The organism is Desulfovibrio sp. SGI.133 (assembly GCF_050313955.1).
Taxonomy (GTDB): Bacteria; Desulfobacterota; Desulfovibrionia; order Desulfovibrionales; family Desulfovibrionaceae; genus Desulfovibrio.
In genome coordinates, this window is record NZ_JBNPMK010000001.1 from 543,241 (window position 1) to 555,043 (window position 11,803).

10 protein-coding genes and 1 other RNA gene are annotated in these 11,803 nt (G+C 61.9%); 7 read left to right on the forward strand and 4 right to left on the reverse strand.

Features of this window, described 5'->3' with window-relative positions; genetic code table 11:
• Window positions 1–27: 27 nt before the first annotated feature.
• The 3 genes from hpf to ACQRBR_RS02525 all read right to left on the reverse strand — a co-directional run bounded on the left by hpf (window position 28) and on the right by ACQRBR_RS02525 (window position 3,843).
• Entirely contained in the window at window positions 28–567 is a 540-nt protein-coding gene (gene hpf, locus ACQRBR_RS02515) for a ribosome hibernation-promoting factor, HPF/YfiA family (RefSeq protein WP_006004573.1), read from the reverse strand.
• Window positions 568–589: 22 nt separating this feature from the next.
• A complete protein-coding gene (rpoN, locus tag ACQRBR_RS02520; protein WP_427812232.1) occupies window positions 590–2,020 on the reverse strand; it encodes an RNA polymerase factor sigma-54 in 1,431 nt (476 codons plus the stop codon).
• Between the two features lie 179 nt (window positions 2,021–2,199).
• Window positions 2,200–3,843, reverse strand: coding sequence for a CTP synthase (locus tag ACQRBR_RS02525; RefSeq protein WP_006004567.1), 1,644 nt, complete (start codon window positions 3,841–3,843; stop codon window positions 2,200–2,202).
• A 208-nt stretch (window positions 3,844–4,051) separates the two neighbouring features.
• Between ACQRBR_RS02525 and ACQRBR_RS02530 the strand changes: the two genes are divergently transcribed.
• The 7 genes from ACQRBR_RS02530 (at window position 4,052) to dtd (ending at window position 10,502) form a co-directional block, all read left to right on the forward strand.
• Entirely contained in the window at window positions 4,052–4,864 is an 813-nt protein-coding gene (locus ACQRBR_RS02530) for a phosphoribosylformylglycinamidine synthase subunit PurQ (protein ID WP_006004563.1), read from the forward strand.
• A 193-nt stretch (window positions 4,865–5,057) separates the two neighbouring features.
• On the forward strand, window positions 5,058–5,852 hold the full coding sequence (locus ACQRBR_RS02535; protein ID WP_427812233.1) for a Nif3-like dinuclear metal center hexameric protein: 795 nt from the start codon (window positions 5,058–5,060) through the stop codon (window positions 5,850–5,852).
• Between the two features lie 10 nt (window positions 5,853–5,862).
• Window positions 5,863–6,639: a zinc ribbon domain-containing protein gene (locus ACQRBR_RS02540; protein ID WP_168935761.1), complete on the forward strand. Its 777-nt coding sequence runs from the start codon at window positions 5,863–5,865 to the stop codon at window positions 6,637–6,639.
• 13 nt (window positions 6,640–6,652) lie between these two features.
• An RNA gene (gene rnpB, locus ACQRBR_RS02545) (RNase P RNA component class A) lies at window positions 6,653–7,016 on the forward strand.
• 20 nt (window positions 7,017–7,036) lie between these two features.
• Window positions 7,037–8,275, forward strand: a complete 1,239-nt coding sequence (ispD, locus tag ACQRBR_RS02550) for a 2-C-methyl-D-erythritol 4-phosphate cytidylyltransferase (protein ID WP_427812234.1) — start codon at window positions 7,037–7,039, stop codon at window positions 8,273–8,275.
• Window positions 8,272–10,011, forward strand: a complete 1,740-nt coding sequence (locus ACQRBR_RS02555; RefSeq protein WP_427812235.1) for a long-chain-fatty-acid--CoA ligase — start codon at window positions 8,272–8,274, stop codon at window positions 10,009–10,011. The genes ispD and ACQRBR_RS02555 overlap by 4 nt, the downstream gene beginning before the upstream one ends.
• Complete coding sequence (dtd, locus tag ACQRBR_RS02560) at window positions 10,011–10,502, forward strand: D-aminoacyl-tRNA deacylase (protein ID WP_168935764.1); 492 nt, start codon at window positions 10,011–10,013, stop codon at window positions 10,500–10,502. Before ACQRBR_RS02555 ends, dtd begins: the two co-directional genes overlap by 1 nt.
• A 464-nt stretch (window positions 10,503–10,966) precedes the next feature.
• On the opposite strand, the gene rnc is transcribed toward dtd, so the two are convergent.
• Window positions 10,967–11,698, reverse strand: a complete 732-nt coding sequence (gene rnc, locus ACQRBR_RS02565; RefSeq protein WP_427812236.1) for a ribonuclease III — start codon at window positions 11,696–11,698, stop codon at window positions 10,967–10,969.
• Window positions 11,699–11,803: the final 105 nt, after the last annotated feature.

The window sequence follows — 11,803 nt, forward strand, 5'->3', positions numbered from 1 at the left end:
GGCCCCCTTGCGGGGGCCCCGAAGTCTTTACAGGACAGGGTCGATGACGGCATAGCCGCCGATACGACGGCGGTACACCACATTGACGCGGTCGGTCTCGGCATTGATGAAGACCAGGAACTCACTGCCGATGGATTCCAGCTGCATCAGGGCTTCGTCCAGATGCAGGGGCTTGGGCGCAAAGCGCTCAGTGCCCACCACGGTGGGTTCTTCATCGGGATCGGCTTCCAGGTTGTAGGTGAAGACGTCCACGTTGGCATTGCGGGCCTGACGGCGCTGTTCCTTGACACGCGAGACGTGCTTCTTGATCTGGGCCTCGACCTTGTCCACCACAAGGTCGATGGCGGCATACATGTCGGAAGACTGCTCGGAAGCACTCAGGTGCAGCCCCTCGCCGGCGATGGTCACTTCACAGCGATGCCGGAACTTGTCCACAGTAAGCACAACACCGACTTCCAGTCCGGAAGCCTTGCCAAAAAAGCGTCCCATCTTCTCCATGCGGCGACGGGCATACTTCTTCAGATGATCGGAGGCCTCGAAGTTCTTGAAAGTGAAAGCAATGTTCATAGAACCTCCCGTGGTGCAGGAATCAGAAATGTTCCTTGCGCTTTGAGGATGAGGGGATGTTCAGCGCCGTGCGGTACTTGGCCACCGTGCGCCGTGCGATATTGACCTTCAACTGTTCCTTGAGCAGCTCGCCGAGCCGCTCGTCGCTCAGGGGCGATTTGGGATCTTCGCCAGCGATGAACTTTTTGATCAGTGCCTTGACGCTCTCTGAGCCTACCTGACTTCCATCGTCCAGTTCAAGCCCGCTGTTGAAGAAAAATTTGAGTTCGAAGATGCCGTGCGGCGTCGCCACATACTTGTTGGTGGTGATGCGGCTGACCGTGGATTCATGCATCCCGATATCGTCGGCGATATCCTTGAGGATGAGCGGCGCGAGCTTGGTGACGCCATCACGGAAAAAGGGCTGCTGATGTTTGACGATGCTCTCCACCACTTTATACAGCGTCCGCTGCCGCTGGTACAGACTGCGGATGAGCCAGGAGGCGGAACGTACTTTTTCCGAAACGTAGTCCTTCTCTTTTTCATTACAGGAGGGAACGCCATCACGCAACATGCTGGAGAGCTGCAGATGCGGCAAACCATCTTCATTGAGCAGGATGACGAACTCGTCACCGACGCTGTACACGAAGACGTCAGGGCTCACATAGGTGGGCTCGCTGCCGTCGAAGCTGGCACCGGGCAGGGGCTCCAGGGACTGGATGATGTCCAGGTACTCGCGCAGGCCTTCCATATCCAGCTTGAACTTGCGCAGCAAAGGCTTGTAGCGGTGGGCTTCCAGGTCTTCCAGATGCGACTGCACCAGCTCCAGCAGGATGGGGTCACGGTCATAGCGCAGGTTTTTCAGCTGCACCAACAGACATTCACGGGCATCCCGGGCAGCCACGCCCACCGGGTCGAAAAGCTGTACGCGCTCCAGCACGGTCTGCACGGCCTCCGGCGTGGTGGACGCCATCTCGGCGATCTCTTCCACGCTGGCCCGCAGATAGCCCGACGAGCCCAGATTGCCGATAATGATCTCGCCGATCTCCTTCTGCTCGTCCGTCAGGGTCGAAAGATGCAGCTGCCAGAGCAGATGGCCTTCCAGCGTGGGCTTGGCCGAGTAACGAGCCTCCAGGGGAGATATCTCTTCCGCGATCTCCAGTTCCCGTCCCTGCGAGGTGCGCGGCGTGCTGGCGAATTCACCGAGGTATTCCTCCCAGTCGGCATTGCGGGAAAGATCTTCGTCATAAACTTCGTCCTGGGGCTTCTCGTGCCGCGCCTCTTCCTGATCCTGCGGAGCCACGGGCTCATTGGCCGGAGCCTCTTCCAGGAAGGGGTTCTCCAGCAATTCCTGCTGGACGGTCTCCAGAAGTTCGACACGAGAAAGCTGCAACAGCTTGATGGCCTGCTGCAGCTGGGGGGTCATGACCAGCTGCTGCGACAATTTGAGTTGTTGACGAAGTTCCAATGCCATGGGGTGCTATCCTGTCAGTAAAAATTTTCTACGTTTCAAATACCATGCCACATGCTGCACCAATAGGCAAGGGAGGCTGGCCTGGGAGCACAAAAAAGGGAATATTTCAAGTCATTGCATAAAAAAAGGACGCCCCGCGCCAGCGGAGCGTCCTGAACGGCTTTTCTTGCACAAAAGCCCTATTTCTTGTGGTTGTTCTTGGCGGCCTTGATGAATTCACGGAACAGGGGATGCGCCGCCATGGGACGGGACTTGAACTCGGGGTGGAACTGGCAGCCCAGGAACCAGGGATGGTCGGGCAGTTCCACGATCTCCATCAGGGAACCGTCGGGGGCGGTACCGCTGAAGACCATGCCCTTCTCTTCCAGCAGATCCTTGAAGGCGTTGTTGAACTCGTAACGGTGACGATGGCGTTCTTCCACCAGTTCCTTGCCGTACGCTTCAAAGGCACGAGTATCGGGGATGATCTTGCAGGGGTAGGCGCCCAGGCGCATGGTGCCGCCCTTGTCGCTCTCGGCGTCGCGCTTTTCCAGGTTCTTGGTGCGGAAGTCGAACCATTCGGTCATCAGATAGATGACCTTGTGGGCGCTCAGGGGATCGAATTCTTCGGAGTTGGCGTCTTCCAGACCGGCCACGTGACGGGCGAACTCGATGACCGCGCACTGCATGCCCAGGCAAATGCCGAAGAAGGGGATGCGGTTCTCACGGGCATAACGGATGGCGGCGATCTTGCCTTCCACACCGCGGTAACCGAAGCCGCCGGGCACCAGGATGCCGTCGCAGCCGGCAAAGGTGGCGGCCACGTTGCTGTCGTCCACGTTCTCGGAATTGACGTAGCGCAGGTTCACGGAAACGCGGTTGGCCACGCCGCCGTGGATCAGGGCTTCATGCAGGCTCTTGTAGGCTTCCTTCAGGTCCACATACTTGCCCACGATGGCGATGGTCACACTGCCCTGGGGATTGGCACAGTCGTAGACCAGCTTTTTCCAGTCTTCCAGGTGGGCGTTGCGCGCGGGCAGGCGCAGCATGATGGCCACTTTCTGGTCGAAGCCTTCTTCGTAGAAGCGCAGGGGCACTTCATAGATGTTGCCCACGTCCACGGAGGAGAACACGGCATCCTGATCCACGTTGCAGAACAGGGCGATCTTGCGGCGCATCTCTTCGGGGATGCTGTGCTCGCAGCGGCAGAGGATGATGTCGGGCTGGATGCCGATGGAAAGCAGTTCCTTGACGCTGTGCTGGGTGGGCTTGGTCTTGTGCTCACCGGCGGCCTTGAGATAGGGCACCAGCGTCAGATGGATGTTCAGGCAGTTGTCGCGGCCCAGCTCGGACTTGAGCTGGCGGATGGCTTCCAGGAAGGGCAGGCCTTCGATGTCGCCCACGGTGCCGCCGATCTCGATGATGGCCACGTCAGGGGCGTTGTCGCCTTCGGCCAGGGAAAGCACGGTGCGCTTGATCTCGTCGGTGATGTGGGGGATCACCTGCACGGTGCCGCCCAGGTAGTCACCCCGGCGTTCCTTGGCGATCACGTGGTTGTAGATGGCACCGGAAGTGGTGTTGTTCTTGCGCGACATGGGCACGTTGAGGTAACGCTCGTAGTGGCCCAGGTCCAGGTCGGTCTCGGCCCCGTCATCGGTCACGAACACTTCGCCGTGCTGGAAGGGATTCATGGTGCCGGGGTCAACATTGATATACGGATCCAGCTTTTGGATGGTGACGGAAAGTCCCCGGGTCTGCAACAGGGCGCCCAGCGAAGCCGCGGCAAGGCCCTTGCCCAGGGAAGACAACACACCGCCCGTAACAAAAATGAACTTGGTTTTCATGAACTCCTACCTTTTGATGACATACAGCGGACCGTGGTCCGGACCGCATGTGCTGCGCCCGGGCGAACCGCCCTCGCGCAATCGGGAGGTTTTACACCAATCTGAATCATTTTACCAGCATTGACTATTATAAACTTTGCAGGTAGTCTCTTTTTCCATTTCTATAGTGGCCCTTTGTGGCTACCGCTTGCAAGGAGGCTTCTGCCGCATGGGCACAGTCAATACTCTCGTCATCACCGGCTATGGCACCAATTCCCATCTCGAAACCGCCCACGCCGCCCGTCTCGCGGGTGCCGACCGCGCTGACGTCGTGCACTTTTCCGACATCGTGGCCGCCAAAGTCCGCCTGAGCGATTACCATTTTCTCGTGTTCCCCGGCGGGTTCCTGGATGGTGACGACCTGGGTGCCGCCCAGGCTGCCAGCATGCGCTGGCGCTATCTGAAGGACAGCACGGGCACTCCCCTGCTCCAGTCCCTGACCGAATTCATCAACGACGGCAAACTGATCCTGGGCATCTGCAACGGTTTCCAGCTTCTGGTCAAGCTGGGCGTGCTGCCCGCCCTGGACAACAACCGCTTCGAACGCCAGGTCTCTCTGAGCCACAACGACTCCGCCCGTTACGAAGACCGCTGGGTGCATCTGCTGCCCAACCCCAAAAGCCCCTGCGTCTTCACCAAGGATCTGCCCATGATGGCCATGCCCGTGCGCCACGGCGAAGGCAAGCTCATCGCCCGTGACGACGCCACCCTGCAGCGCCTGGCCGATGAAAACCTCATCGCCCTGCAGTATGCCGATCCCGAGACCGGCAAGGCGACCATGGAATATCCGCTCAACCCCAACGGTTCCAGCCTGGCCATCGCCGGCCTGACGGACCCCAGCGGGCGTGTGCTGGGCCTCATGCCCCACCCCGAAGCGTTCCACCATGTGACCAACTACCCCACCTGGACCCGCGGCTCCATCGACGTGCCCCCGGCCACCCAGCTGTTCTCCAACGCCGTGCGCTACCTGCGCGCCCTTTAATATAAGGAGGGGAGGGGACTTCCCGCTTGACAGCGGGCTCAGGGCCAGCTAGATTCTTTGAACCATTTTGCTGGTTACGGCCCCAGTGGTCGCAGACACAGGTGTCGATCATTTGCAGCGAGCCTGCCGCCCTTTGCTTTTGAAAGCACTTTTCTGGTTTCAGGGAAGTGCTTTTTTACTGTGAGGGATCGATATGCATATAGCAGAGATCATTAGCATCATAGAACAGATGGCCCCCCTGCAGGGCGCCGCGTCCTGGGACGCTTCGGGCCTGCAGGTGGCCGCGCACAGGACCGACGCCACGCGTCTGGCTGTCTGCCTCGATCCGAGTCCGGCTTTCGTCTCGGCCGCGCTCGAGCTTGGTGCGCAGTGCATCCTCAGCCATCATCCGCTGGCGCTCAAGCCTTCGCTGCCCAACCGCATCGGCCATTATCACGAAGTCCTGCGTCTGCTGCTGACCAACGATGTGCCGCTTTACGCCGCGCATACCTCGCTGGACGTCAACAGCGACGGCCCGGTGTCCTGGCTGGCCCGCGAGCTGCATCTGGACAATCTGGCCGTGCTGGAACCCACCGGCCCCGGCACGGGGGATCTGCCGCACGGCTTCGGCCTGGCCGGCGATCTGGCCGAGCCCGTGGACCTGCAGCAGCTGGCCGACATGTTGGCCGCGCACATCGACCTGAGTACCGCCACCGTCAGCGGTCCCTGCCCGGAAAGCATCCGGCGTGTGGCCTACTGCACCGGTTCGGGTTCCTCCCTGCTGGAGGAGGCCCGCGCCGCAGGTGCCGACATTTTCATCACCGGCGACGTCAAATACCATACGGCGCTGGATACGCAACTTTGTCTTTTCGACGTGGGCCATCACAGCCTGGAAGAAGAAATGATGCGGCGTGCCGCCATCCACCTGCAGCACGCCTGCCCGACGCTCGAAGTCGTCTTCGTGCCTTCGGCCTCCCCTTTCCAGCCTGTCCATCCCCGCGTTCTTTAGGAGGAACCTCATGAGCACCGCTGTCTACCTTGACCAGATCCGCCAGCTTGTCGAGCTGCAGAAAGTGGACGACGCCATCTTTGCCGTGCGTCAGGAACTGGAATCCGCTCCCCGTCAGCTGGACGAGCTGCAGGCCAAATTCGATGCCAGCAACGCCCAGCGCGAACGCATCGTGGAAAAGCTGACCCACCTGCAGGAACAGCAGAAGCGCCTCGCCATGGAGATCGACGACGACTCCGCCCGCATCAAGAAGAGCAAGAACAAGCTCATGCAGGTGGAAAACACGCGCGAATACCATGCCATGATGCGCGAAATGGACAGCATGGAAAAGATCAACCGCTCCCGTGAGGAAGAAAAGATGACCCTCATGGAAGAGGTGCAGCGCCAGAACGAAGCCCTGGCCGAACTGGACCTGACCCACGGTGCTCTCCAGGCCGAACTGGAAGTGCGCCGCGACGGCCTGGAAGAAAAGATCCAGCTGGCCCAGGCCAAACTGGCCGAACTGGAAGAAAAGCGCCAGCATGCCGCCGGCGTCATCCCCCAGCCCGTCTTCGTGCGGTACGAATTCATCCGCAAGCGTCTTGAGCACCCCGTCATCGTCGGTGTGCGCGAAGGCATCTGCTCCGGCTGCCATATCGCCATCCCGCCGCAGTCCTTCATCGAACTGCAGCGCGGCCAGCAGATCCTGAGCTGCCCCAACTGCCAGCGCCTGATCTTCTGGAACGAGCACTTCCCGGATATGGAACTGCAGGCCGCTCCGGCCAAACCCAAGACTCTGGTGGACTAAAAATCAACAGGCAGGAGCCGGACAGATCGCCGCTGCGGGCATTGGCCCGGAGAGGAAAGTCCGGGCTCCACAGGGCAGGACGCTGGATAACGTCCAGGAAGGGCGACCTTCGGACAGCGCCACAGAAAGCAAACCGCCCGGCCGGTCCCGTACCGGCCGGGTAAGGGTGAAACGGTGGAGTAAGAGACCACCAGATGCCGTGGTGACACGGCATGCTCGGCATACCCCGTCTGGAGCAAGGCCAAATAGGGAAGGAGGCTGGCCCGGCCATACCTTCCGGGTAGGCTGCTTGAGAGGGCAGGCAACTGCTCTTCTAGAGGAATGGCGATCGCGCGCCCCGGCGCGAACAGAACCCGGCTTATCGTTCGACTCCTGCCTGTTTTTTTGCGAGTACAGCATGACACGAATTCCCGTCCGTCCCTGGGCCCTCGTTCTGGCCGCAGGACAGGGCAAGCGCCTGTCCGCCGCTACAGGCGGCCACTCCAAACAGTTCCTGCTCTGGAAAGGGGTTCCCCTTTACTGGCATTCAGCCCGCACTCTGGCCCGTTCCGGGGCCGTGGCGGGCCTTGTTTTTGTCTTCCCCCAGGATTGCCTGGAAGCAGAAAAACAGCGCTTGGCCCAGCTGGCCCGTGACGAGGATCCCGGCATCCCCTGGCTGGCCGTGGCCGGCGGGGCGGAACGGCAGGACTCCGTGCGCCACGGGCTGGCCGCCTTGCCCAGGGAAGCCACGCATGTGCTGGTGCACGACAGTGCGCGCCCCTTCATGAGCGCGGCCCTCGTCCACCGTGTGTGCGATGCGCTCGCCGCAGGTGCCGTGGCCGTCATCCCGGGCCTTGCCGTCACGGACACCATAAAGGTCGTCTGCGACGATCTTGTGACGGACACGCCGCCCCGTGCCCGGCTGCGTGCCGTGCAGACCCCCCAGGGCTTTGCCCTGCCTCCCCTTTTGGCCGCCCATGATGCCGCCCGGCAGGAAAGCGCCGCCGGACGCGCGGCCACGGACGATGCGGCCCTGATGGAAGCCCACGGGCACCCCGTACTGGTGGTGCCGGGCGAAGCCGCCAATATCAAGATCACCCATCCCGAGGACCTTGCCTTGCTGGAAGAACGCTCCCCCGTCATGCCGGTGCCGCGCGTGGGCATGGGCTATGACGTCCACCGCTACGGCAGCGGCCGCCCCATGAAGCTGGGCGGCATCATCATCCCCAATGCTCCCGAGGTCATCGCCCATTCCGACGGCGACGTCCTGCTCCATGCCCTGATGGATGCCCTGCTGGGCTGCGCGGCTCTGGGCGATATCGGCCGTCTTTTTCCTGATGCCGACGCCCGTTTCGACAATATTTCCTCTGCTGTCCTTCTGGACGACGTGCTGGAACGCTTCCGGGATGCCGGTCTGACCCTCTGCCACGTGGATCTGACCGTCGTGGCCCAGACCCCCAAACTGGCTCCCCACCGTGAAGAGATCCGCAAGAACGTGGCCCGTCTGCTGGGCCTGGGTACGGACTCGGTCAACATCAAGGCCACCACGGAAGAAAAGCTGGGCTTTACCGGTGCCTGTGAAGGCATCAAGGCCTATGCCGTGGCCACGGCGTTCCAGCTTCCCCCTCACCCGCGCAACACCAAGGAAATGGCATGACCCCCGAGCTGCACCGTCCCTGGTTCTCCCATTACGAACCGTCCGTTCCCCGTACCGTCACTGTTTTCGACCAGCCCCTGTACAGCCTGCTGGACGAGGCCGCCGCGCGCTATCCCAAGCGCCCGGCCCTGATCTTCCAGAACACCCGCCTGAACTACAAGGCCCTGCATGAGGCCGCGGAGCGCTTTGCCGGGGCCCTGCGCCGCGCGGGCATCCAGCCGGGCCAGCGCGTGGCCGTCATGCTGCCCAACCTGCCCCAGACCATGATCGCCTTCTGGGGCGTGGTCAAATGCGGGGCCGTGGCCGTGATGGTCAACCCCCTCTACATGGAACGGGAGCTGCTCCAGAACCTCAATGACGCCGGTGCCGAATGCCTTGTCCTGCTGGACATGCTCTGGCCCCGCGTGGCGCCGTTGCGTGACCGCCTGCCCATCAAAACCTATGTGGTCACCGGCATCACCGACGCCCTCTCCTTCCCGCTGAACCTCATCTACCGTTTCACCAAGGGGCGCCAGAAGGCCGTCCCCATCCCCTATGATGACAAGGTCATCGCTTGGAAGGACTTCAGCAAGGGCGCCCAGCCCCTGAGCGAGCCCATCGCCGACCCGCAGAACACGCCCGCGCTGCTGCAATATACCGGCGGCACCACCGGCATCCCCAAGGGCGTGGCCCTGACCCACAGCAATCTGGGCACCAACTGCCGCCAGATCCTGAGTATCATCCAGGAAACCGCCGAGACGGAACACCGTTTCGTGGGCCTGCTGCCCTTTTTCCATGTCTACGGTCTGACCACGGGCCTGACCATCCCGGCCGCCCTGGCCGCCACGGTGCTGCCCCTGCCCCGCTATGTGCCCCAGGACGTGCTGCACCTCATCGGCAAGCACCGCCCCACGGTCTTCCCCGGTGCGCCCGCGGTCTACAGCTCGCTGCTGCAGCAAAAGACTCTGGGCCAGTACGACCTGACCTGTATCAAGCTCTGCATCTCGGGTTCCGCTCCCCTGCCCCGCGATACCTTCCGCCGCTTCCAGGAGCTGACCGGCGCCATCATCCTCGAAGGTTACGGTCTGACGGAAGCCTCGCCCATCACCCATATCAATCCCCGCGAAGACAGCAAGCAGAAGGAAGGCTCCATCGGCATGCCCCTGCCCGGCACCGATGCCCGCATCGTGGACAGCGAAAGCGGCACCGCTCCCCTGCCTGTGGGCAAGCTGGGGGAACTGGTCATCCGTGGCCCGCAGGTCATGCAGGGCTACTGGCACCTGCCCGACGAGACCGCCAGCGCCCTGCGCAACGGCTGGCTCTATACCGGCGACCTGGCCGTCATGGACGAGGAAGGCTATTTCTTCATCATGGACCGCAAGAAGGACATGGTCATCGTGGGCGGCTACAACGTCTATCCGCGTGAAGTGGACGAAGTCCTGCTGGAGCACCCCGACGTACTGGAAGGCGTGAGCGTCGGCATCCCCGACGGCGTGCGCGGCGAGGCCCTCAAGGCCTATATCGTGCCCCGTCCCGGTGTGGAGCTGACCAAGGCCGACATCGTGGGCTGGTGTCGCCAGCGCCTGGCCTCCTACAAGGTGCCCCGCCTGGTGGAATTCCGCGAGGAGCTGCCCAAGACCATCGTGGGCAAGGTCCTGCGCCGCGCCCTGCGTGAAGAAGAGATGGCCAAACAGGCCAAGAAAGCTGCCCGCCACGCCGCCCGGCAGGACGGTGCCGCGACCACCAAGGAGGACTGATGCGACTTCTGGTTCAACGAGTCCTCGAAGCGGCCGTCACTGTGGACGGCCAGACCACCGGCGCCATCGGCAAGGGCCTGCTGGTCATGACCGGTTTTGGTGATGAGGACGGCCCGGACTTCCACCACAGCCCTGTTTTTGAGGGCATGGCGCGCAAGCTGCTGGATCTGCGCATCTTCCCCGGCGAAGGGGATCGCTGCGACAAGTTCGACCGCTCCGCCCGGGATTGCGGGGCCGATGTCCTGCTGGTGCCGCAGTTCACGCTGTATGCCGACTGCCGCAAGGGCCGCCGCCCCTCCTTCTCCCATGCCGGCGATCCTGCCTGGTCCCGCGAGATGTTCGATCGCTTCACTCGAAAAGTCAGCGAGGAAAGCGGCCGCCCCGTGCCTACGGGCGTGTTCGGCGCGGACATGCGCGTCCACCTCATCAACTGGGGCCCCGTGACCATCTGGCTGGATTCCCGCGAGGTGCTGCCGCATCTGTATCTTTAAGGCGGCAAGGGGATCCCTCTTCCTCGCCTGAAAGTTCTCTTCCAGGGGCAGTACCGCTCTTGCAGCCTGTAACGTCCGCGACGAACGGGGTACAGGCCGACCGGCATCCGATCGCTCCTCTTCCCCATACGCTTTCCCCAAAGCCATAAAAAAGGACAGCCATACGGCTGTCCTTTTTTATGGTCTCCCGTCCAGCGAATACTGCCAGCAAAAGAGAAAGAAGAAGAAGAAGAAGAAAGAAAGAAAGAAAAAAGAAAAACAAAAAGCCTGACCAGCACAGGCCAGGCTCAACATTTTTTCGGGGGACCATCAGTAGCGGCAAATTTGCCACAGGCAGCCACCCATCATCCTCCATAGCAAAGCGCGTTTGGGAGGGATGGGGGGAGCTTGAGGGGGGAAGGGAACCTTTTTGTGCGCCAGCCAAAAGGTTCCCTTCCCCCCTCAAAAAACATCCACCCTGCAGCCTATCCCCGTGCATCCAGCGCGCATAATGCCAGGCGAGCGGCCTCCTGCTCGGCCTTTTTGCAGCTGGTGCCGGTGGCCGTGAACTGCTGCCCCGAGGGCAGGGAGACCTGCACGGTGAAGTGCCGGGCATGTTCCGGGCCTTCACAGGCCAGGGTCGTATACACAGGGCGATCGTGGAAAAGGGCCACCGAGCGTTCCTGCAAACTGGTCTTGAAATCCTTGGTTTTGGGTTTGCCCACACTGACCTCGTCCAGAAGCGTCCCGAAGATGCGGGCCACGACCTTTTGGGCCGCGGCATAGCCGCCGTCTTCGTACACGGAGGCCAGCACGGCTTCGAACACGTCGCTGAGCACGGCGTCACGGCTGCGGCCGCCCTGCTGCTCCTCGCCGCGCCCCAGACGCAGCAGCTGGTCGATGCCCGTTTCCCGGGCCCGCTGGGCCAGACTGGTGGTGCCCACCAGCTGGGAGCGCACACGGGTCATGTCGCCTTCGCGGGCCTGCGGGAAGCGCGTGAACAGCTCCCACGAGATGCACAGTTCAAGGACGGCATCGCCCAGGAACTCCAGGCGCTCGTTGTGCGCCTGCCCCAGCCCGTGCTCATTGGCCCACGAGCTGTGGGTCAGGGCCAGGGCCACCCGCTCCGGGCGTGAAAAATGATAGTCCAGAATCCGTTCGATGCGTTCCAGGTCCGCCGCCGAGATGCTGAGGTCGATTTTTTTGCTGTGTTCCATGCGCAGCAGTCTAGTCACTTCAGGACGCAAGGCAACAGAAATTTTCTTGACACCCGGCCTTTCAGCGCCTACCTATTTGGAGCAAAATTCAGAGACTTCCGCATG